This is a genomic window from Hydrogenophaga sp. 2FB, from assembly GCF_005503365.1.
GTDB lineage: Bacteria > Pseudomonadota > Gammaproteobacteria > Burkholderiales > Burkholderiaceae_C > Hydrogenophaga.
Map to the genome: position 1 here is coordinate 15,267 of NZ_SCML01000061.1, position 22,439 is coordinate 37,705.

Genomic DNA, 22,439 nt, shown 5'->3' on the forward strand with positions numbered 1-22,439 from the left:
TTTCTGAGCCGCGGAACACCCGGTTCAACGAACAGCGCCACGGCCCTTCGGCCCTGGCGCTGTTGGTCGTTCCCGATGCAGATTCACAACAAAATGGAAGAATTGTGAATAGGAATGATTTTTATTTGTGATAATCCGCAACGAAGCCAGCCTTAGCCCCGCCTGAAGACCTGCCGTGTGCCTGCACGGGCCAGGTGCGATGTGGAAGCGCGCCAGCCAAATACACCATCGCATCTCCCGCAAGGACTCCTTCAATGGCACACATCCGCAGCCGCAAGCACAGCAAACCCGTCCACCTCCTGGCCCTTCTCGCCGCGTCCGTTCCCGCCGCCGGCATGGCGCAAACGACCACCACCCTGCCCACCGTGACGGTGAAGGAAGCGGCCGAGGTGCCGTACAAGGCCGACAAGTCGGCCAATGACAAGATCACCGCACCGTTGGTCGACACGCCCAAGACGATCCAGATCATCAAGAAAGAAGTGCTGGAAGAGCAAGGCGCGGTCACGCTGATGGAGGCCCTGCGCAACACCCCCGGCATCACGATGCAGATGGGTGAGAACGGCAACACCTCGGCCGGCGATACGTTCCAGCTGCGCGGCTTCTCGCTGAACCAGAACACCTTTGTCGACGGCATTCGCGACCTGGGTTCCGTCACGCGCGACACCTTCAACCTGGAACAGGTCGAAATCGTCAAGGGCGCCGCCGGTGCCGAAACCGGCCGTGGTGCCGCCTCTGGCTACCTCAACCTGATTTCCAAGCAGGCCCACCTGGGCGACGAATCCTCGGTCTCTGGCACGATCGGCACAGCCAGCCGCAAGCGCGCCACGATCGACCTGAACAAGCAACTGAGCGAAACCTCGGCCTTCCGTGTCAACGGCATGGTGCAGGACAGCGGCGTCGATGGCCGCGACTACGTGGAGAACACCGGTCAAGGCCTGGGCCTGTCGTATGTGACCGGCTTGAACACCCCCACCCGACTGCACCTGTACAGCCAGCACATCCGCCAGAAGAACGTGCCCGATGGCGGCATTCCTTCCATCGGTTTCGAAGGCTTCTACAACGCCAACGCCACAATCCGCGCCGGTGCGAAGGTTGACCGCGAGAACTACTACGGCAGCGTGAACGACCGCGAAAAGATCAGCGCTGACATGTTCACAGCCAAGATCGAACACGACCTGGGCCAAGGCACCACCGTGCGCAACATCACGCGCTTCGGCAAGAACCACAACGAGCGTGTGCTGACCGGTATCAACGCCATCAACGGCACGGCGGCACCGGCAGTGATCACCAATCCCGCCACGTGGGAGATCAGCCGCTCGCGCCAACGCGTCGACCGCGAAAACACCATCCTGGCCAACCAGACCAGCATGAACACCGAATTCAGCGCGGGCGGCATGCAGCATTCGCTGGCCACTGGCGTGGAGATCATGCGCGAGACGTACAAAGATCGGTCATTCGCAACCACAGGTCTCACCATTCCCGCCGCCAACCTCTACAACCCGAACCCGTATCAGGCGATGGGCGTGCCTTTCGCCAGCGGCGTGGAAGACCACCGCAGCGTGAGCACGCTGGGCCTGTACGTGTTCGACACCGCCAAGCTCAACGAACAATGGTCGTTGAACGGTGGCCTGCGTCTGGACCGCTACAAGCTCAGAACCCGCGCATTCACGGCCACCGGCCTCAGCGACCTGGACGATTCGCGCAGCCTGGTGAGCTGGAGCATCGGCAGCGTGTACAAGCCGGCTGAAAACGGCAGCATCTACGCGTCCTATGCCACGTCGTCCACGCCGCCCGGCACCGACGCGCCGCTCAGCACCGCTGTCGCCAACATCAACAACCCGGCACTGGATCCGCAAAAAACCAATACCGTGGAACTGGGCACCAAGTGGGAGTTGCTCAACAAGCGCCTGAACGTGGCCGCCGCCGTGTTCCGCACGGTGAACGACAACCAGACCAGCTACGACGCCATCAGCAACACGACGCAGCAGTTCGGCAAGACGCAAGTGCAAGGTATCGAGTTGTCCGCGGTCGGCCAGATCACCAACTTCTGGCAACTCACGGCCGGCCTGGCCAAGACCAGCACGAAGCAGATCGATCAGTTCTCCAGCACTGCCACCACGGACAGCGTGCGCTGGTCGCCCGACCTCACCTTCACGCTCTGGAACTCGTACCAGCTCGACAAGTGGACGTTCGGCCTCGGCGCGCGTTACACGTCCGAGCAAAAGCGTGTGATCACGGCCGCCACCAACCTGGCGACGCAAAACGTGCCGAACATCCCGTCCTCCTGGGTGGCCGACGCTATGGTGGGCTACCAGTTCAACGACAAGGTGAGCGTGCGCCTGAACATCTACAACCTGTTCGACAAGGAATACCTCTCGGTGTTGAACAACGGTGGTTCGCGTCTGGCGCTGGGCGCACCGCGTTCTGCGGCCGTCACCGCCAACATCAAGTTCTGATCCCGACCTCCGCGTCAGAACACTACGATTGAAAAGGCCCGCCCCACGGCGGGCCTTTTCCCGTTTCAGGAATCCACGCCATGTTGCTGCACATCCCCCAGGTACTCACACAGGCCGAAGTGGCTGACATCCGCCAGATGCTCGATACCCAAGGCTGGGTGGACGGCTTGCGCTCCACCGGGCCGCAGGCGGCCAACGTCAAACGCAACCTGCAGCTCGACGCCGCGTCGCCCGTTTTCGCACCGCTATCTCAGCGCATCGCGCAGGCGCTGCAACGCCACCCGCTGTTCGTGTCCGCGGTGCTGCCCAACACCATGCTGCCGCCCATGTTCAACCGCTACGAAGGCGGCGGCACGTACGGCAACCACATCGACAACGCGATTCAGACCGACCGCTTCAGCGGACAGAAGGTGCGCACCGATGTGTCCACCACCGTCTTCCTGAGCGCCACCGACGAATACGAAGGCGGCGAGTTGATCGTCGAAGACAGCTTCGGCACACACGAGATCAAGCTGGATGCGGGCGACGCGATCGTCTATCCCTCGACCAGTCTGCACCGCGTGGAACCCGTGACGAGTGGCGTGCGCGTGGCGTCGTTCCTCTGGACGCAAAGCCTGGTGCGCGATGCATGGCGGCGCTCGATGCTGTTCGAGCTCGACATGACCATCCTCAAATTGCGCAACCAGTTGGGTGATTCAGCGGAGGTGGTGGCGTTGACCGGCCACTACCACAAGCTTCTTCAGCAATGGGCGGAGACGTAGGCCTCGCGCTGGGTGAACCGCGCGACGTGCATTCCTCCTTCCCCTTTCTGGGGGAAGGCTGGGATGGGGGCACGCGCGCCGACCACATCACGTCAAACGCGCCCCCATCCCGCCCTTCCCCAGCGGGGGGAGGGAGCCGATCCCCTCAGGATCAATACACGTCGCGCCGGTAGCGACCTTCCGCCGCCAGTTCCTGCAACGCCTCTTCGCCCAGGATCGTTTGCAACGCGTCATTGACCGCGCCAGCCATGCCTTCCAGACTGCCGCACACGTAGATCGCGGCGCCCTGCCCGACCCACTCCTTCACTTGCGCCGCAGATTCCGCCAACGCATGCTGCACATAGCGCCGCTCGGCCTGATCGCGCGAGAACACCCAGTCCACGCGGCTGAGCCACCCTTCTCGCTGCCACGCATCGACCTCGCCGCGGTAGTGCGCGTCGCAATGCGCATTGCGCTCGCCGAACAGCAGCCACATGGGCGCCACAGCCGCATCGGACACGCCTTGCGCTGCCGCAATGCGACCCCGCATGTGTCCACGCAAACCCGCCAGGCCCGTGCCGTTGCCGATCAGGATCAGTGGGCGACTGGCGTTGTCGCCGATGCGGAATCCGCCGTGCGCGCGCACGCGCAGCATGACGGTGTCGCCCGGCTGCGCGTCGTGCGTCAACCAGCCGGATGCCACACCCGGGCTGCCGTCGGCGCGGAGCGTCCGGCGCACCAGCAAATGCACCGCGCCGTCCTGCGGCACCGAGGCAATCGAATAGTCGCGCGGCTCGCCCAGTGCCGTGGGCACTTCGACCTGCACCAGATCACCGGCCTGCCAGTCGGGCAACGCGGCGTCATCGACCGGCTCCAGTGCGAGGTGGTGCACCGGCTCGCCAGCACTGCCCGGGTTCAAGTGCGTGCGCAACTGCAGCCGCCACGTTTGCAGCGCAGGCGCCTCCCAATCGGGCAGATCGTTGGTGCCTGCCAGGTGGCCCAGGTGCTGGCGCCAGCGTTGCAAGGCTTCGGGGTCGCTCTTGTCAACCTCGATGCGCTCGAACAAGGCTTGCGCGCCGTGCTCCATGAGCCAGTGGTCCAGCGCGCGGCCGAAGCCGCAGAAGTTGGCGTAGGTCTTGTCGCCCAAGGCCAGCAGACCCACGTGCAGGTGCGACAGCGAAGCCCCCGCCGTGGCCATGACCTGGCGCGCGAACGCCACCGCGCTGTCGGGCGGGTCGCCCTCGCCGTAGGTGCTGGCGATGCACAACAAGCGATCGGCCTGCTGCAGATCCGCCAGGCTGATCTGGCTCAGCGGCGCGAGGCGCACCGGCACGCCGGCCGTGTGCAAAGCCTGCGCGGTTTGCAGCGCGAGTTCTTCGGCCTGACCGGTCTGGCTGGCGTAGGCCACCCACCAGGCGGGCACGCCGGGTGTGGCGGGCAACAGCGCGTCCACTCTTCGCTGCGCGGCGCGTTGGCGGCTGCGGTATTGCCACGAAAAAACGCCGCACATCAGCGCATAACAGAGCACCGTGGCCAGGGCATAGAGGATTTTTTCGGGAGTCATTCTGCGAGTTCCTGCATCGCAGGGGTCAGGGTTTCGGTGAGTTGGCCGTCGCGCTCGCGCTGCACGAACAGCGCCGCGATGCCATGCGCCGAGGCCAGCGCCACGCCCTCTTCCCGCCCGAGCACGGTGAGCGCGGTGGACCAGGCATCGGCCCACAGGCACTCGGCGTGCAGCACGCTGACCGATGCGAGACCATTGGCCAAGGGCCTGCCGGTGCGGGAATCGATGGTGTGCGGCCAACGCGCGCCATCGCGAACGAACACGCGGCGGTAATCGCCCGAGGTGGCCACGCTCAGGCCATGCAGGGCCACGCGTGTGGTCGGCAGCGGGCGCTGCCCTTGTGCCACCGGCGGCGATTCCAGGTCGACCCACCACGGTTGTCCACCCGGGCGCAGACCATGGCCGCGCAATTCGCCGCCCACGTCCACCAGCGTGTGCGGCAAGCCCATGGCGCTCAGGCGTTGCGACACGCGGTCCACCGCATAACCTTTGGCGATCGCCGAGAAATCCAGCAGAACACCACCGGGTTGGTGCGCCTGACTGTTCGCAGCGTCCCACCGCAGGGCGCGCCAGTCGACGCGCGCCAGAGCGTGCCGCACGGCCTCATCGGTGGGTGGTGCAAAACCAGGGTCGGTGTAACGCGGGCTCGGGCCAAAGCCCCACAGATTCACCAGCGCGCCCGCCGCCGGGTTGAACGCGCCGCCCGACACATCGGCCAGCCAGCACGCGGCTTGCAGCACCTCGGCCATGGCCTCGGGCACGGTGTGCTGCGTGCCCGCGGATGCGCGGTTGAAGCGGTCGAGATCGGAGCCCGGCAACCAGGCGCTCATCTGCTCGACGACCCGATCCAGCTCTTCCTGCACGCCCGCCTTCACGCGCTCGGCAGACACCGCCGCGTGGTTCGTCGACCAGCGCACCTGCCACGTCGTGCCCATGGTCTGGCCATCGAGGCCGTGCACCTGCGCACCCAGCACAGGCGCTGCGCCATTCAACGCCAGAGGCACCAGCACGCGGTTCATCAGAGGTCGGTCCATGAAAAAAACAACCCCAGCCATCTGCATGGACTGGGGTCTGTGGGGCAGTCCTGTTCGCTCAGTTCGGCAGCACTTCGAGCGTCAGGCTGTAGCCCGAGCGGCGCACGGGTTCGGCCAAGGTGCCGGCAGGGCCGGTGGGTGCGGGACGTGCTGCGGGCGCAGCACCCGGCGCGGCTACAGCGACGGGCGTGGCCATGGCACCACCGGCACCAGGACCACCTTGGCCGCCAGGGCCGCCCGCGCCCGGCGCACGCGGCGGCGCGACGTTGACCCAGTACATGCCAGCGGCCGGCCACTTGACCTTGATCTCGCCGTTCTTGTCGGTCTCCATGCGGATCTCGCCGAGGTCGCTGCGGTAGCGCAGGCCCGCCAGAATCACGGTGGCGCTGTACCCCGCGGCCGGCTTGCCGTTGTCCAGGAAACGGAAGGTGGCCGTCTCGCCGGCGACCAGGTCGTTCGGGTGCGTCACCGGCACCAGCTCGATGCCACGGCCCGTGGGCTTGAGCGCTTCGGTGGTGGGCTTGCCCGAGGTGACGAAGGTTTCCACGCGGTTTTGCGACTGGCTCACGCGCAGGTCTTCGGCGTTGGCCGGAATTTCCTTGGCCAGCGATTCGGCCGTGCCACGCAGGCGCTTGGTCTCGGTGCCAACCTTGAAGCTGGCGATGATGGCGTCGTTCACCAGTGCCAGGCGGTACGTGCCCTGCTTGTCCAGCTTCACGTCGAACATGCTGCGGTAGCGGCCCTTGGCCTGGTTCTGCGCTTCCACGGGCTGGCCATCGGGGCCGATCACGACGAGGTTGTCCAGGCCGGCGGCGTTGTGCTCGTAATAGAAGATGTCGTTGGAGACGGCAGCGTCGACGCTCACCCAGGGCTGTTGGGCCGAGTAGATGGTGCCCGAGGGCAGCAGCCAGGAGCGGTGGGCGTGCGCGGCCATGGGCAGCGTCATCGCCACGGCGGCGGCCAGGGTGAGCGCACGGGCGCGCAAGGAAGTGGTTTTCATGGTGAGGGTCTCCAGTCGGGTTCTCAGGGTTTGACGGTGACGCTGATCGCGCCGAGTTCGTGTTCGCCTTTGGCTTGCGTCGTCGTGGCGGCTTTGGGTGGCCACACGAAAGGCACCTTCACCTGTTCACGCCCGCCCACCTCGCGCGCGGCTTCGAGCACCAGGTTGTATTCACCCGGCGCCAGCTTGCCCAGCGAGGTGCTGTCGGCGAACTGCACGCTGTGTTCACCCGGCGCGCGCGTGGCGCCGCTCAGGCCATCGACCGGCATGCTGAGTTCGCGGCCGCTCTTGCGCCACCAGGCGCGCATGTCCTTGAGCCACTTCGTGCCCTCGTTGTTGCGCAGCTTGATGTCGTACCAGACCGCGAGGTTGCCCGCGAAGGCCTGGTCGGGCTTCTCGATCCAGATCGCCACATAAGGACGGTGGTACTCGGCCACGGCCAGGCGTGGAATTTCGACCTTGAGCGCCATGTCGGCGGCCATCGCCGGCCACGCAAGCGCGGCCGTGGACATGGCCGTGGCGTATCGAATCATCGTCATGGGAACGCAGCTCCTTCAGAAGTCAATCAATCAATGGATGAACAGGATCACGAGCAGCAGCGGTATCACCAGCCCTGCGCCCACCACGGGCCAGACGGTGGGGCGGCTGGCCGCATGGAACTTGAGGATGAACAGGCCGGTGATGGAGAACACCAGGCAGGCCACCGAGAAGATGTCGAGGAACCACTTCCAGGCCAGACCGGTGTGGCGGCCCTTGTGCAGGTCGTTCAGATAGGAGATCCAGCCGCGGTCGGTGCGCTCGTATTCCACGGTGCCGGACTCGCGGTCGATGCGCAGCCAGGCGTCGCCACCCGGGCGTGGCAACGAGAGGTACACCTCTTCGGGCGACCACTCGGCGGCGCTGTCGGGCAGGCTCACATCCAGCGACTGCGCGAGCCAGCGGTGCAGGTCCGACGGCAAGACCGCTTCCTTCGGCTCATCGTCCTTGGGCGCGAGCGCGGTGACCAGTTCCGGCGGCAGTTGCGCTTCCTTCTGCTGCACCTGCGGCTGGGCCGCGATGTCGGCCGCGTGGTTGAGGGTGATGCCCGTGAAAGCGAACAGCAGCATGCCGATCAGGCACAGCGCCGAACTGATCCAGTGCCACTGGTGCAGGGTCTTGAGCCAGTAGGCACGGTTGGACGCCGCCTGGGCAGCTGGAGGGTTCTTCACGGGTGGTGGACTGCACAAAAACGGTTCGGAAAACAAGGGCTTTCAGGGGCGCGCGTGCCGAACCATCTGCACACCCGCAAAAGCCTGCGAATTATAACGATTCTCATTTAGAAGCTTGACCAAGGCGCTACAAAAAAAGTTGAGCAGCGCCCTGCTCTGCCAGCCTGAATCAGGACAGCGGCGGTGGCGCGACCCAGTCGCCGCCCAGTGCCTTGTACATGTCCAAAGCAGCGGTCAGGCGCGAGAGGCTCTGCGTGGACAGCGCGTCGAGCGCGGCGAACAGCGTGCGCTGCGCGTCGAGCACCGAGAGCAGATCGCCACTGCCCTCGCGGTAGCGCAGCTCGGCCAGTTCCAGCGACCGCCGCGCCTGCGCCACCACCTCGCGCTGCAGCGCTTCCTGGCGTTGGCTGCGCTCCACACTGCCCAGGCCGTCGTCGACCTCCTTGAGGGCCGTGCGGATGGCCTTGCCGTAGTTCTCGATCAACACCACGCGCTGCGATTCGGTGGTGCGGATCTGCAGGCGCTGGCGGCCGCCGTCGAAGATCGACTGCGCGAGCGACAGGCCGATGGACACGCTGCGCGTGGGATCGACCAGGCTCAGCAGCGCCGACGTGCCCAGGCTGCCCGACGCAGACAGCGACAGACTCGGCAACAAGGCCTTGCGCGCGACCTCCACGTTCGCGTCCGACGCCGCAAGTTGCGCTTCCGCGGATGCGAGATCGGGCCGGCGCGTGAGCAGCGACGACGGCAAGCCCGCCGCCAGCGCGGGCACCCGCAGTTGCGCGAACTCACCGGCTTCGGGCGCATAGCCCTGCGGCACGCGGCCCAGCAACAAGGCCAGCGCGGACGCGGTCTGGCGCTGTTGCAATTCCAGCGGCAGCAAGGCCGTGCGTTGCGACAGCACCGTCGTGCGCTGCTGCGAGACTTCGAGCGCCGTGGCCACGCCATTGCGCTGGCGCGCCTCCACGATGCCCAGCACGCGCTCGGCGATGGCGAGGTTCTCGCGCGCGATGCGCAGGCGCTCGGCGGTGTTGAGCCAGAGGAAATAGTTGTTCGCCACACCGGTCAGCAGCGCCAGGCGCGCGGTCTTCCAGTCGTACTGGCTGGCCTCGAACGAGGCTTCGCCAGCGCGCACGCCCGCGGCGATGCGGCCCCACAGATCGACCTCGTAGCTGACCGACAAGCCCACGCTGGACGATTCGCGCGAGGTGGTCGCCACGCCCGGCGCTTCCGTGCGGCCCGCCGTGCTGCCCACGCTGCCGCTCACCGACGGCAGGCGCGAGATGCCGGCCTGCTGCAATGCGATGTCGGCCTGGCGCATGCGCTCGATGGCGATGCGCAAGTCCGGGCTACCGGCCTGCGCTTCTTCAATCAGACGCTCCAGCGGCTGCGAACCGAACGACTGCCACCAGGCGGTCGTGGGTTGCGGCGTTTCCACGGCGGGCACGGCAGGCCCATAACTCGCGGGCATGTCGACGATGGGACCGCGAGCGGACTCGGTGGTAGCGCAGGCCGTCAAAGCCAGGGCGACGGCGAGGACCAGGGGCTTGGCCAACGGATACGAAAACGGTTTCATCACGGTGCTCATTCAGATGCGAGGGCCACGACAGGGTCGAGCCGCGCGGCTTTTCGGGCGGGAAGGAAGCCAAAGACCAGACCCGTGGCAAAGGCGCAGCCAAAGGCCAGCACCACCGGCGTGACGGAGTACTGCACCGCCGTGCCCGTGGCACCGATGACCGCCGCCACGCCCAGGCCGATCACCACCCCGACCAGGCCACCGATGGCCGACACCACCAGCGCCTCGATCAGGAACTGCTGCAGGATGTTGCGCGTGCGGGCGCCGGTGGCCATGCGGATGCCGATCTCGCGGGTGCGCTCGGTCACGCTCACCAGCATGATGTTCATCACCCCGATGCCGCCCACCAGCAGCGAGATCGCGGCGATCGAGCCCAGCAGGATGGTCATGGTGTTCTGCGTCTCGGTGGCCGTGTCGATGATCGAGGCCATGTTGCGGATCTGGAAGTCGATCACGCCATGGCGCTCGGCCAGCAGCGACTCCACCGCGGACTGCGTCTCGTCGATGCGGCTCACGTCGGACACCGCCACCGTCACATTGCGCAGGAAGCGCTGGCCCGAGAGGCGCAACTGGCTCGTCGCGTACGGCACCAGCACGACGTCGTCCTGGTCCTGCCCGTTGGGCGAGGCGCCGCGCGCGGTCATCACACCGGTCACCTGGAAGATCAGGTTATTGACCAGCACGTACTTGCCCAAGGGGTCCTCACCACCCGGGAACAGCGCGTTGGCCACGGTCTGGCCGAGCACTGCCACGGTGGCGTACTCCTGCTCGTCTTCTTCGGTGAAGAAGGTGCCCGACTTCACCTTCCACTGGCGGGCCAGCGGGTACTTCGAGGAGGTGCCGAGCACGCTGCTGGAGTAGTCGGACTCCCCGTAGCGCAGCGTGGAGGTGCTGCTCTGCTCGGGCACCGCCGCGAGCACGTTGGGCACTTCCTTGTCGATCGCCTGCACGTCCGCGAGCACCAGCGTCGCGGTGTTCTGGAAACCCCGTTGGTTCGGCGCGCCGGGGCGCACCAGCAACAGGTTGGAACCCATGGCGCTGATGCGGTCGATCACCACCTGTTTGGCGCCGTCGCCAATGGCCAGCATGGCAATCACCGACGCCACGCCGATCACGATGCCGAGCAAGGTCAGGATGGCGCGGAACACGTTGGCCCGCAGCGCGCGCAGCGCCGTCTTGGCCGCCTCCACCACGTCGCTCAGGTGCGAAATGCGGCCGGCGCGCGCGGTCCAGTTCAGTGCGGCTTGCGCGGCCTGGCCTTCGGGCGGGCGCGGGCCGGGATCGGCCACGATGTGGCCGTCCTTGATTTCGATCACGCGGTGCGCGTTGTCGGCGACTTCCTTGGCGTGGGTGATGAGGATCACCGTGTGACCTTGCGCGGCCAGGTCCTTGAGCAGCGCCATCACGTCCGCTCCACTCTTGCTGTCCAGCGCGCCGGTGGGTTCGTCGGCCAGGATCACACGGCCGCCGTTCATGAGCGCGCGCGCGATCGACACCCGCTGCTGCTGGCCGCCCGACAGCTGGTTCGGCCGGTGGTGCATGCGATCGCCCAGGCCCAGCGAGCCGAGCAACTCGCTCGCGCGAGCGTGGCGCTCGGCCGGTGGAATGCCCGCATACACAGCAGGCACTTCCACGTTGTCGGCCGCGGTGCCGGTGGCGATGAGGTTGTAGCTCTGGAACACGAAGCCGAACGCGTCGCGGCGCAGCTCGGCCAGCTCGTCGCGTTCCAGCTCGGACACATCGCGGCCCATGAAGTGGTAGCGGCCGGTGGTGGGTTTGTCCAGGCAACCCAGGATGTTCATCAAGGTGGACTTGCCCGAACCGGACGCGCCCATGATGGCCACGAGTTCGCCGGGGTAGATCTTCAGGTCGATGCCGTGCAGCACCTCGACCGACAGGTCGCCGTTCCGGTAGGTCTTGGTGATGCCGCTCAAATCGATCAGCGGCACGCCCAGCCCCTGCTGCGCACCGCGCAGCGCCTGCACTTCTGGCGACTGCGGCAACTGGCTCATCGCCGTGCTCCGGCCGGGGCGCCGCCGGGCATACCGCCGGGGCCACCGAGGTTTTGCTGGCCCACGCCCGTGCTTGGCCGCTGGGTGGTCGCGCGCTCGGGTTCGCGCACACCCGCGATCACACGATCGCCCTCCTTCAGGCCCGACAGCACTTCGGCATGCACGCGGTTGCTGATGCCGATGGTGATGTCGCGCTCCTCGATGCTGCCGTCTTCGGCCATGACCTTGACCTTGGCCTGGCGCGGGCCGCGCGACGCGCGCGACGAAGCGCTGTTGCGCGGCATGCCGCTCACGTTGGCGTCCGATGGCGCGCTGGCGTCCTTGCGGCCTGCGGGTGCGGCGGCATCGGTCTTCGCACCGCCTTTTGCATCCGCTTTGGCATCCACCTTGGTATCGGTCTTGCCGCTGCCATTGGCCTTGGCATTCGCATTGGCACCCGACGCCGGGCCTTTCTGTGTCGCCGCACCGGCGTTCGCATTGCCACCACCGGCGTTGCCCGCGGCTTCGCGTTCCTTGCGGCGCTGCTCGCGAAAGCGCGCACGCTCTTCTTCCGACATGTTCTGGAACGCCTCGGGGCTCATGCGAGGGCGATCGCCTTCGGCCCCACCCGCCGCCTCGCGTTCCTTGCGGCGCTGCTCACGGAAACGGGCGCGCTCTTCTTCGCTCATGTTCTGGAAGGCCTCGCGGTCCATGCGCGGGCGCTCGCTGGCCTGCGCAACGACGACCGTGTCGGCCACCGTCTTGAAAGCACTGCCGGAAATGGACGAGGTGGTGCCACGCGGGGCTGGGGTGGCCGGAGCCGCGCCGGGCGCAGCGGGAGCGGCTGGCGTGGTGGTCGACGGCGTGGCCGGTGGCGTCGTGGACGGGGTGCTGGATGGCGATGCCGAGCCCGGTGCGCGGCCGCCTGCCCCACCCTGCCCACCACGGTTGCCGCCTTGCGCACCACGCTGGATCGTCAGCGCCGACATCGGCACCACCAGCACGTCCTTGGCCTCGGCCACCACGAAGAACACCTGCGCAGTCATGCTGGTCATGAGGCTGCGGTTGTTGTTCGGCACCTCGAACAGCGCGTTGTAGAGCACCACGTTGTTGGTCACCGTGGGCGTGGGTTCGATCTTCTTGAGTTCACCGTACCAGCGGCGGCCCTGGCCGCCCAAGGTGGTGAAGTACACCGACATGCCGCCGCGCAGCTTGCTCACGTCGGCCTCGGACACCTGCGTCTGCACCGTCATCACCGACAGGTCGGCGATGCGCAAGATCGTCGGCGCGGACTGGTTGGTGTTGAGCGTCTGGCCCTGGCGCGCGGTGATGCTGACCACCGTCCCGGCCATGGGTGCATAAATCTTCGTGTACTTGAGGTTGGCCTCTTCCACGCGCATGCTGGCCTGCAGCTGCTCCATCGACGCCTTCAGCGAATTGATCTGCGCGCGCGCGGTCTTCACCGCCGTCTCGGCGTTCTGCAATGTCTCGGCCGTGGTGGCCTCTTCCACCATCAGGTTCTTCTGGCGCTGCAGGTCGCGTTCGGCTTTGGCCAGCGTGAGTTCGCGCTCGGCCATCTGGGCCCCTTGCGAGCGCAGCTGTGCTTTGCTGGCTTCCACGCGGGCTTGCGAAGTTTCCGCATCGATCTCGGCGAGCAGATCGCCCTCCTTCACCTCGGTACCCACCTCCACATGGATCTTGCGCAACTGGCCCGAGACCTGCGCGCCCACATCCACATAGTCGCGCGGCTGCAAGGAGCCGGTGGCGCTCACCTGGTCTTCAATATCGCCGCGTTGCACCGTGGCCGTGATGTAGGCGCTCTCGGTCTTGGCGCCCGGCCCCCAGCGGTAGTACGCGAAACCGCCGGCGCCACCGATCACGGCCAGGCCCACCAGCGCGATCAGCGCCAGTTTCCAGGTCTTGCGGCGGGTGATGGGCCTCTTGCCCGCTTCAGGTTTGACGTCGTTCATATCGGTGGATGTTCTTGTGATGCCAGGGATGGGCGCGATATTGCCCGCGAAATATGGAAAGAATGCGTACGCAGGGAGGCCAGGCTTGCACAAAGTTTGAAAGATTTGGGTTTAGTCTCGGCAACACCATGCAGATCGACCGCCCCGCCTCCCTGTCCCGCCTCCGCGCCGGCCTCTCACGGTTCGACACGCTGCGTGTCAAACTGTTCCTGGCCATCGCGGGCGCGAACATCTTGCTGGTCATGTCGGCCTACTTCATCTACAGCTGGAGCTTTGACAAGGGCCTGGTGGAGTACCTGAACCGGGTCGACGAGACGCGCCTGCAACCTCTGGTCGCGCGCCTGGCCGACGGCTACCGCCAGAACGGCAACAACTGGGACTGGATCGTGGGCGACCGCCAGCGCTGGTTCGAATTGTCGCGCGAGACCCTCGGCGGTGGCGGAGGGCGCCAGCAACGCCGGCCCGGCGAACAGGCACAGACACCGGGCAACGCCGGTGCGGGAACGTCGCCACCAGCCACCACCATCCCGACACTGCCGCCGCCACCACCCGAACCGACGACAGGCCCGAACAGCAACCCGCAACCCGCGCTCACCATTGATCCGCGCCTGATGCTCTTCGATGCGCAACGCCAGTTGCTCATGGGGCCCGAAGGCCGGGCCGAACAGGCGGTGTTCAAACCGATCGATGTGAATGGCCAGCGCGTGGGCTACCTCGGCTACGTGCCACGCCTGCAGATGGTGACCTCGCTCGAGCGCGTGTTCCTCGCGCAGCAGACCCGCACCTTCGCCGTCATCGCCGCGGCCATGCTGGCGGCGGTGCTGTTGAACGCGGCGCTGATCGCGCGCTGGCTCTCGCGCCGTCTGCATGTGCTGGGCGAAGGCACCGCCGCTGTGGCGCGGGGCGACTACGGCGTGCGCCTGCCCGCGCGCGGCCACGACGAGCTGGCCCAGCTCGCGCAAGCCTTCAACCACATGGCCACATCGCTGCAGGCGGCGCAGCAGGCGCGCCAGCAATGGATTGCCGACATCGCGCACGAGCTGCGCACGCCGCTGGCCACCCTGCGCGCCGAGATCGAAGCATTGCAGGACGGCATTCGCAAACCCGACACCGGCAACCTGAACTCGCTGGCCCAAGAGGTGAGCCGGCTCACGCGGCTGGTGGAAGATTTGCGGCTGCTCTCGCTGTCCGACCTGGGCGCGCTCGACTACCGGTTCGCCGCCGTCGACCTCGGCCGTTTTGTCGGCCACCACATCAGCGACGCGGCCAGCCTGCCGGGCAAGCCACTGCAGGTGAACACCGCCCTCACCGAAGGCCTCGAGATTCGTGCTGATGGCGACCGGCTCGACCAGGTGCTGTCCAACCTGCTGCAGAACACGCAACGCTACAGCGCCGACCCCGCCACGCTGCGCGTGCAGGTGCAACGCGATGGCCAAGAAGCCCAGCTGACCTGGGAAGACACCGGCCCCGGCGTGCCACCCGAAGCCCTGCCCCGCCTGACCGAACGGCTCTACCGCGTGGACGAATCGCGCGCCAGCGCCAGCGGTGGCTCGGGCCTGGGCCTGGCGATCGCGCAGGCGATTGTCGAAGGCCACGGCGGGCGCATGCAGGCCTCTGCCAGCGCGCTCGGCGGCCTGCGCTGGGACATCTGGTTGCCACTGCAGACGGAAGCCGCCCATGACTGAACGCATCCTGATCGTCGAAGACGAAAACAAGATCGCCGGCGTGCTGCTCGACTACCTGAAGCAGTCGGGCTACGACACGCACCACCTCACGCGCGGCGACGAAGTCGAGGCCTGGCTGGAACACCACCCGGTGGATCTCGTGCTGCTCGACCTGATGCTGCCCGGCAAGAGCGGGCTCGACATCTGCAAGGCCCTGCGCGCGGGTGCGCCCGGCAAGCCGGCGCCGGCCATCATCATGGTCACCGCGCGGGTGGAAGAGATCGACCGGCTGCTCGGCCTTGAGCTGGGCGCGGACGACTACATCTGCAAGCCCTTCAGCCCGCGCGAGGTGATCGCGCGCGTGAAGGCCGTGCTGCGCCGTGGCACGCACGCCGCGGCACCAGACCACAGCTTGCCCACCGGGCTGAAGATGGACGACGCGGCGTGGCGCGCCACCCTCGAAGGGCACGACCTGGGCCTGACCGCCGTGGAGTACCAGTTGCTCAAGGTGCTGAGCGCGCGCCCCGGACGCATCTTCTCGCGCGAACAGTTGATGGACTCGATGTACCAGGACGAGCGCATCGTCTCGGACCGCACCGTGGACAGCCACATCAAGAAGCTGCGGCGCAAGATCCAGGAGCACCTGCCGGAGCAGGAGCTCATTCACTCGGTCTACGGCTTGGGCTACAAGTTTGAGCCGCCGGTGAGCGCGTAAGCGCTCAGCGCGCAGCCGCGATCGCGCCCAGGCGCTGGCTGTTTTCGCGCAGCTCACCGATCGGGTCGCGCCCTTCGGTTTGCAGCACGATGGCTTTCACGCCCGCTTGCTGCACGGCTTGCGCCACGTTCGCCGGCAGCTCGCGGTGGTGCAACACGGCGGCCACGGAAGCGCTGCGCAGGCGCTTCGTCAGATCGGCCAATGCGTCGGGCGTCCACGCTTCATCGGCGCGCGCATCGGTGCCGGCCAGATCCAGATTGAAGCCATTGACGAGGTAGTCGAGCCGATCGGACAGGCTGAACACCGCCACGCTGCTCGCACTGGCCAGGCGCGCTTCGCTCTGCGCCGTGATGGCCAGCACCTGTTGGCGCAGCGTGGCCACGTTGGTCTGCAGGCGCGGCTTGGCCGCGGGCACGAGGCGCGCCACGTCGCCAGCGATCACGTCGGCCATGCGCCCGAGGTTCACCGGGTCGAGCCAGGGCAGATCGGTGGCCGAAGCGGCCTGCTCTTGCAGGGCCATGCCCGGCAAGGACGCATCGAGCGGGCGCGCCGCATCGATCTCGATCAGGCGGATGTTCTGGCGGCGCGCCAGCGGAAACAGCGGGTCGTCGGGCCAGATGGAACGCAGGCCCACGACCGCATCGGCCTGTCGCGCAGCCTCGCCCAGGGCGGCCGCGCCGCGCCCGGAGAAGAACGCGAGCTGGCGGTTTGGCGGCAGCGTCTCGGGCGCGGGCCGCAGCACCACGATGCCGGTGTCGCGCACCACCGCGGTGGTGAGCGCGGCCACCACCGGGTGTGACACCAGCAGGCGGGCCGGCGCGGCGGCGACTGCTGCCGTGGGCGCGGCCGCTGTTTGCGCGCTGGCCATGGACATGGCACCCAGCGACAAGGCCAGCAGGCCGACCTGACACCAGCGGGAAGGAGACAGACGCGAGGTCATCCAGCATGTCCTTTCAATGACGGGGTGAACCCACGAACGATCGCCGCGAGCGCGAAGAGCGCGCCGGCCGTGAGGATGATGGCCGCGCCCGAGGGCACCGGCAGTTCGAGTTCGATCGGCACCAGGATGCCGATCTGCGTGCTGATGGTGGCAATCAACACGCTCAGCCAGAAGAAGCCACGCAAGGACAGGCTCAGCAGGCGCGCTGCGGCAGCAGGAATGATGAGCAGTGCGCCGACCAGAATGGCACCAATCACCTTGACCGAGGCCACCGTCACGATGGTCACCAGCACCACGAACAGGTAGTCCAGCAGCTTCACGCGCACGCCGCGCACGCTCGCGAGTTGCGGGTTGAAACTGGCCAGCATGAAGCGGTTGTAGAGCGGCACGGTGAGCGCCACCACCAGCGAGCCGACCACGGCGAGCACCAGCAGATCGCCCGCGTCCACCGTGAGCACCGAGCCGAACAGCACATTCTCCAGGATGTGGATGTTCACGCGACCCGAGAGCATGAGCAGCAGGCTCGCGCCCATGGCGAGCGACACCGCGAGGAACACACCGATCAAGGTGTCGGGCGAGAGGCCGGTGCGGTTGCGAAGGTAGTTCAGCATCATGCCGAACAGCAGGCAGTAGGCGAACAGGCTGCCGTAGGGCCCGGTGTAGGGCTCACCCAGCAGGATGCCGATGGCCACGCCCGTGAGTGCGGCGTGGCCGACGGCCTCCGAGAAAAACGCCAGGCGCTTGACCACGACCAGCGTGCCCAGGCCACCGAGCACCGGGCCGATGAACAGACCGGCGAGCACGGCGTTGACCACGAAACCATAGGCCAGCGAGGCTGGCAACGTGCCCTGCTCCGCCATGTGCTGGATCGTCTGGCGCAAGGAATCGAACGCGCTCATCACGCCACCTCTTTCTCGTCGCGCCGGGCGCGGCTGGAGAACAGCGCGAGCACGCGGTCCGGGGTCAATGTGCTGGCCGCCGGGCCGTCGAACAACACGTGCCGGCTCAGGCCGGTCACGTGGTCCGCGAGGCGCGTGACCGCGTCGAGGTCGTGCTCGATCCACAGCACCGTCACGCGGGTGGCGCGCCAATGCGCGAGCAGCCGCTCGAAGGTGTCGACACCGGCCTCGTCCAACGCGGACATGGGTTCGTCGAGCAGGATCAGATCGGGCGATGGAATCAAGGCCTGCGCCAGCAACACGCGCTGGCGTTCGCCGCCCGAGAGCGCGCCCATGCGGCGGCCGGATTTTTCCAGCATGCCCACCTGTTGCAAGGCCTGCTCCACCGGCGCCTTCCAGCGCGGCGAGAGGCCGAGGAACACCGGCCGACGCTGGCACATCGCGCCCATGAAGTCCAGCACCGTCATCGGCAAGCCCGCGTCAAAGACCAGCGCCTGCGGCACATAGCCTACGGTGCCGGGCAGTTCGCCGGGCCAGTTCAGGCTGATCTGACCGCGGTGCGGCATCTGGCCCAGCAGGGCCTTGAACAGGGAACTCTTGCCACCGCCATTGGGGCCGACCAGCGCATGCACGCCGCCGGCGGCCACGCGGAAATTCACCTGCCGCAGGATGTCGGTGTGGCCGAGCGAGAGGTCAACGGCATCAAAAACAATCTCGGGTCCACCCGCCTCTTTCACGGACACAGGAATTCCTTCGGCCTTGTGGCCTGCGGTGCGAGCGCCCTTCGGAGCGGCCGGGCGGGCGCTCATGCGGACTCTCGGATCGCGCGCACCACGGTGGCCAGGTTGCGGGCGATCTCTTTCTCGAACTTGTCGGCCGTGTACGGGCCATGCGAAATGTGCGTGAGCGCGTAGAGGCGCACGCCGGTTTCGCGGCGGATGGTGTCGACATACGCCGACGGGAAATCCATCTCCGAGAAGATCACCTTCACGTCGAGCGAACGGATCTGGTCGATCGTGCCCTTGAGCTGCGAAGGGCTCGGCTCGATGCCGTGCGCGGGCTCGACCACGGCCGCCACTTCGAGACCGAACTCGCGCAGCAGGTAGTCGTACGCGCCGTGGATGGTGGCGATGCGGAAGTCGGCGCCCGGCGCCTGGGCCAGTTGACCCAGGGCATCGGCGCGCAGCTTGCGCAGCTTCTGCGCATAGGCGCGCGCGTTGGTGGTGTACGCCGTGGCGTTCGCGGGATCGAGCTTGCCGAGTTCGCGCGCGATGGTGTTGACCTGCGAGATCGACGCCGTTACCGACAGGAAGGTGTGCGGGTTCACCACCTTGCCAGAAGTGCCGCGCCCCGTGCCCACCGCCGCGAGCAGCGGCACCTGGGCATTGGCCTCGATCACTTTCAGGTCGGGCTTCTCGCTCGCCTTGATCATGCGGCCGGCGAAGTCGTCGTGTCCGACCCCATTGAGCACGATCACGTCGAGCGAACCAATGCGCTTGATGTCTTCGGTGCGCGGCTCGTAGGCGTGCGGGTTGAAGCCGGCGGGTATGACGGGGATGACCTCGGCCAGGTCGCCCACCACATTGGCGACGTAGCTGTAGTAAGGGTGCAGCGTCACGCCCACGCGCAGCTTGCGCGCCTGGGCCCACGCGGGCACGCTGGAAGCGGCCAGCGCCACCGGCGACCAGGCCAGGGCGGACAGCAGATGGCGGCGGCGCGCGGAAGGCGTGTGGTGGTCTTGCATGAATGAAGTCCCGAAAGAAAAGAGAAACGGAGAGGAATGGCGCGCGGATCAGCGCGCCACATCCTTGCGCGTGACGCCGGCGTCGTAGCGCACCACCACCTGGCGCCAACCCTGGCGCGTGAGCGATGCGTCGTCGAGCTGCTCGGGCCAGGCGCCCGGGCCTTCGCGCTGCACCCAGACTTCGGGCTCGTCGCCGTGGCCATGAGCGCCAGGCGCTTCGCCCACGCCCTTGGCAGCGGGCAGGCGCAGCAGCATCGAGGCCGCCACATCGGGTGCCGCACTGCGCCCCACATAGGCCACTTCATGCCCTTGCGTGGAGGTGCGCCACTCGTGCCCGCCACGCGTGCCCGCGCCCGCGCCGACGGCGAAAGGCGGCAGTTCCATCTCGCGCAGTTGCTCGACGCGCGGCAGCAGCTTGTCGGTCGCCACCAGCGCGGTGATTTCTTCCGCGGCCACCAACAGATCGGCGTGCACCCCCTGCTCCACCGCGTTGAGCTGCGTGCGCGCATCGATCTGGTTCGGCGCCAGCGCCGCTGCGGCCAGGGGTTGTGCGCGCGCGCCGATCAGGACCGTGGCTGCCAACAGGATGCAAGCGGACGCCAGCAAGACCCACAGTGTTTCGTGGCCCGCGCCAGCGGGCTTCACTACTTGAGTCGTCATGGCTTGACGTCGGTGTGGTCCACCTCGGCCGAATGCTCCCCGCCGTCGTCCAGGCGCACGAAGAATTCGCCAGCGGGTCGCTTGAACGTCCACGACGAATCGCCGCTCAGCGTACCTTTGAGCAGTACGCGCTCGTCATAGGCCTGTACCTGCACCCCCATGCCCACCGCATCGCTGCCATCCGAAAATTCGCCGACGCAACGCACCATGCCCTCCGCCGCCGGCCGGCAGGTGAGCATCAGGCTGTGGGCCGACGCCAGTCCCGGCAGCGCGGCCGCCCCCAGAAAGGTGGCGGCCAGGAAAAAGGAACGGGTTCGGGAGTGCATGGACCAGAATTCGGTGAGCGGCCACCCCGGTGGGAGCGGTCCGGCGTGGACAATAGCGGACTATGAATGAGAATTGTTCCCAATTATAGACAGCAAAACATCCCCGCCCCCTTCCTCATTGCTCCTGTTTTTGCTGCACCACGCCCAGGCTCCGCCCCATGACCGCACGCCCCGACCTCCCGCATCCGAACCGCACCCTGCCCGCCGGGGTGGTGACCCTGGCCGACCACGAGCAGCACGCCCAAGGCCTGCTGGACGACGCCACCTGGGCCTACCTGTTCGGCGCGGCCGCCGACGAACTCACCTTCGCGCGCAACCTCGACGCCTGGCGCCACATCGAGCTGCTGCCCCGGGTGCTGCGGCCGCTGGCGGGTGGACATACGCACGTTCAACTGCTCGGGCGCACGCTGCCCCACCCCATCCTGGTCGCGCCCATGGCCTACCAGCGCCTGGCGCACCCCGACGGTGAAAACGCCACCGCACTGGCGGCGGCAGCGCTGGGGGCGGGCCTGGTGTTCAGCACCCAGGCCTCAGCCCCTCTCGACGACATCGCCAAGGCGTTCCTGCCAGAGCCCGGACGCGGCCCACTGTGGTTCCAGCTGTATGCACAGCCCGACCGCGGCTTCACCCAGGAACTCGTGCGGCGCGCGGAGAGCGCCGGCTACGAGGCACTGGTGCTCACCGTGGACGCGCCGGTACAAGGTGCGCGCGACGGCGAACGGCGCGCCCACTTCCGCCTGCCCGACGGCGTCAGCGCGGTCAACCTCGCCGGCCTGCGCAGCCCACCACGCGTCCTGCAGGCCGGCCAGAGCGCCGTGTTCGACGACCTGCTCACCCACGCACCCACCTGGGACGACATCGCCTGGCTGCGTTCGATCACCCGCCTGCCCGTGCTGCTCAAAGGCATCCTGCACCCCGACGACGCCCGGCAGGCCATCGGCTGCGGCGCCGCGGGCGTCATCGTCTCCAACCACGGCGGGCGCACGCTGGACACCGCCGTCACCACCGCCGCTGCCTTGCCGCGCATCGCACAGGCGGTGCAAGGCGACGTGCCGCTGCTGGTGGACGGCGGCATCCGCCGTGGCACCGACGTGCTCAAGGCCATGGGCCTGGGGGCCAGCGCCGTGCTGGTGGGCCGACCGGTGCTGCACGGCCTGGCCAATGCCGGCGCCACTGGCGTGGCGCACGTGCTGCGCCTGCTGCGCGACGAACTGGAAATCGCCATGGCGCTGACCGGCTGCCGCACGCTGGCCGATGCGCCCGCGGCACTGGCCCAGGGAGATGCACCGCCCCGGCGCTGAAATACTTTGCACTTTTTTCTCGAGATCATGCGAATGCGAAACATTCTCGTTTAGAATGGCGCCAGTTTCCTGTCACACGCCGCACAGCCGCCCACGCGAAAGGACCCCCATGACCACAGGCCTCGCCGTTCTCGGTGCCAGTCTCATGCTCATGCTGGTCGCCGCGTGGTGGATTTTTCGGCACAGGTAGTTCATAACAAGGGCTCACCAACGGCCCCCACGTCACGTATCGAAGCGCCCTCGCCTTAGTCACCATGTCCACCGCCAGCGCCAGCGTCGCGCACCCCATGTCTTCCATGTCCAGCACCGAGCCCCGCCGCATCAACCGCCGCGTGCTCGTGGTGGGTGCCGTGGTCGGCCTGCACGTGCTGGTGGTCTGGGCACTGCAGACCGGCCTGCTGCACCGTGCCGTTGAAATGGTGATTCCGGTCCAGGTGCTGGCCGAACTCATCGAGCCGGCCCAACCCCTGGTCACGCCCGAGCCACCGCCACCCGCACCGGCCGTCAAGCAGCCGCAGCCCAAACCGAAGCCCGTGGCCCGGCCCGAGCCCACGCCGCAGCCCGTGCTGCGACAGGAACCTTCGCCCGTGGCGCCCGTGGTGGCGCCACCCGAACCCGCACCGCCCGCGGTGGTGGCAGCGCCCCCCGCAC

At 67.3% G+C, this 22,439-nt stretch carries 19 protein-coding genes and 1 pseudogene; 6 read left to right on the forward strand and 14 right to left on the reverse strand.

The window, feature by feature from the left end; translation table 11 throughout:
- The first annotated feature begins 254 nt into the window (after positions 1–254).
- Positions 255–2,456, forward strand: coding sequence for a TonB-dependent siderophore receptor (locus FFS09_RS25935; protein WP_137921833.1), 2,202 nt, complete (start codon positions 255–257; stop codon positions 2,454–2,456).
- 80 nt (positions 2,457–2,536) lie between these two features.
- Positions 2,537–3,217: a Fe2+-dependent dioxygenase gene (locus FFS09_RS25940; protein ID WP_137921834.1), complete on the forward strand. Its 681-nt coding sequence runs from the start codon at positions 2,537–2,539 to the stop codon at positions 3,215–3,217.
- Between the two features lie 151 nt (positions 3,218–3,368).
- On the opposite strand, the gene FFS09_RS25945 is transcribed toward FFS09_RS25940, so the two are convergent.
- The 8 genes from FFS09_RS25945 to FFS09_RS25980 all read right to left on the reverse strand — a co-directional run bounded on the left by FFS09_RS25945 (position 3,369) and on the right by FFS09_RS25980 (position 13,539).
- Positions 3,369–4,760 carry a sulfite reductase subunit alpha gene (locus FFS09_RS25945; RefSeq protein WP_137921835.1) on the reverse strand — a complete coding sequence of 464 codons (1,392 nt, stop codon included), beginning with the start codon at positions 4,758–4,760 and terminating at the stop codon, positions 3,369–3,371.
- On the reverse strand, positions 4,757–5,794 hold the full coding sequence (locus tag FFS09_RS25950; protein WP_252374530.1) for an FAD:protein FMN transferase: 1,038 nt from the start codon (positions 5,792–5,794) through the stop codon (positions 4,757–4,759). The genes FFS09_RS25945 and FFS09_RS25950 overlap by 4 nt, the downstream gene beginning before the upstream one ends.
- Positions 5,795–5,852: 58 nt before the next feature.
- Entirely contained in the window at positions 5,853–6,794 is a 942-nt protein-coding gene (locus FFS09_RS25955) for a DUF4198 domain-containing protein (RefSeq protein WP_137921836.1), read from the reverse strand.
- A 23-nt stretch (positions 6,795–6,817) separates the two neighbouring features.
- The gene (locus FFS09_RS25960) at positions 6,818–7,333 is read right to left on the reverse strand and encodes a DUF2271 domain-containing protein (protein ID WP_137921837.1); all 516 of its coding nucleotides are present in this window, start codon (positions 7,331–7,333) and stop codon (positions 6,818–6,820) included.
- Positions 7,334–7,363: 30 nt separating this feature from the next.
- Positions 7,364–8,002, reverse strand: a complete 639-nt coding sequence (locus tag FFS09_RS25965) for a PepSY-associated TM helix domain-containing protein (protein WP_137921838.1) — start codon at positions 8,000–8,002, stop codon at positions 7,364–7,366.
- A gap of 169 nt (positions 8,003–8,171) precedes the next feature.
- The gene (locus tag FFS09_RS25970) at positions 8,172–9,578 is read right to left on the reverse strand and encodes an efflux transporter outer membrane subunit (RefSeq protein WP_252374531.1); all 1,407 of its coding nucleotides are present in this window, start codon (positions 9,576–9,578) and stop codon (positions 8,172–8,174) included.
- Positions 9,579–9,586: 8 nt separating this feature from the next.
- On the reverse strand, positions 9,587–11,590 hold the full coding sequence (locus FFS09_RS25975; protein ID WP_137921840.1) for a MacB family efflux pump subunit: 2,004 nt from the start codon (positions 11,588–11,590) through the stop codon (positions 9,587–9,589).
- The gene (locus FFS09_RS25980; protein ID WP_137921841.1) at positions 11,587–13,539 is read right to left on the reverse strand and encodes an efflux RND transporter periplasmic adaptor subunit; all 1,953 of its coding nucleotides are present in this window, start codon (positions 13,537–13,539) and stop codon (positions 11,587–11,589) included. The genes FFS09_RS25975 and FFS09_RS25980 overlap by 4 nt, the downstream gene beginning before the upstream one ends.
- 128 nt (positions 13,540–13,667) lie before the next feature.
- Between FFS09_RS25980 and FFS09_RS25985 the strand changes: the two genes are divergently transcribed.
- On the forward strand, positions 13,668–15,224 hold the full coding sequence (locus FFS09_RS25985; protein ID WP_171020198.1) for an ATP-binding protein: 1,557 nt from the start codon (positions 13,668–13,670) through the stop codon (positions 15,222–15,224).
- Positions 15,217–15,918, forward strand: a complete 702-nt coding sequence (locus FFS09_RS25990) for a response regulator (RefSeq protein ID WP_137921843.1) — start codon at positions 15,217–15,219, stop codon at positions 15,916–15,918. Before FFS09_RS25985 ends, FFS09_RS25990 begins: the two co-directional genes overlap by 8 nt.
- Positions 15,919–15,922: 4 nt before the next feature.
- On the opposite strand, the gene FFS09_RS25995 is transcribed toward FFS09_RS25990, so the two are convergent.
- Genes FFS09_RS25995 through FFS09_RS26020 form a run of 6 tightly spaced genes read right to left on the reverse strand, consistent with a single transcriptional unit; the run spans position 15,923 to position 20,487 of the window.
- Complete coding sequence (locus FFS09_RS25995; protein ID WP_137921844.1) at positions 15,923–16,858, reverse strand: metal ABC transporter solute-binding protein, Zn/Mn family; 936 nt, start codon at positions 16,856–16,858, stop codon at positions 15,923–15,925.
- On the reverse strand, positions 16,855–17,757 hold the full coding sequence (locus FFS09_RS26000; RefSeq protein ID WP_137921845.1) for a metal ABC transporter permease: 903 nt from the start codon (positions 17,755–17,757) through the stop codon (positions 16,855–16,857). The genes FFS09_RS25995 and FFS09_RS26000 overlap by 4 nt, the downstream gene beginning before the upstream one ends.
- A complete protein-coding gene (locus FFS09_RS26005) occupies positions 17,757–18,566 on the reverse strand; it encodes a metal ABC transporter ATP-binding protein (protein WP_137921846.1) in 810 nt (269 codons plus the stop codon). Before FFS09_RS26005 ends, FFS09_RS26000 begins: the two co-directional genes overlap by 1 nt.
- Positions 18,563–19,501, reverse strand: coding sequence for a metal ABC transporter solute-binding protein, Zn/Mn family (locus FFS09_RS26010; protein ID WP_137921847.1), 939 nt, complete (start codon positions 19,499–19,501; stop codon positions 18,563–18,565). Before FFS09_RS26010 ends, FFS09_RS26005 begins: the two co-directional genes overlap by 4 nt.
- 48 nt (positions 19,502–19,549) lie before the next feature.
- Positions 19,550–20,161, reverse strand: a complete 612-nt coding sequence (locus FFS09_RS26015) for a DUF6162 family protein (RefSeq protein WP_137921848.1) — start codon at positions 20,159–20,161, stop codon at positions 19,550–19,552.
- The gene (locus FFS09_RS26020) at positions 20,158–20,487 is read right to left on the reverse strand and encodes a hypothetical protein (protein WP_137921849.1); all 330 of its coding nucleotides are present in this window, start codon (positions 20,485–20,487) and stop codon (positions 20,158–20,160) included. Before FFS09_RS26020 ends, FFS09_RS26015 begins: the two co-directional genes overlap by 4 nt.
- Before the next feature lie 158 nt (positions 20,488–20,645).
- Between FFS09_RS26020 and FFS09_RS26025 the strand changes: the two genes are divergently transcribed.
- Positions 20,646–21,788, forward strand: a complete 1,143-nt coding sequence (locus FFS09_RS26025) for an alpha-hydroxy acid oxidase (protein ID WP_137921850.1) — start codon at positions 20,646–20,648, stop codon at positions 21,786–21,788.
- Positions 21,789–22,042: 254 nt separating this feature from the next.
- Positions 22,043–22,439, forward strand: a pseudogene (locus FFS09_RS26030) (energy transducer TonB); the annotation flags it as partial.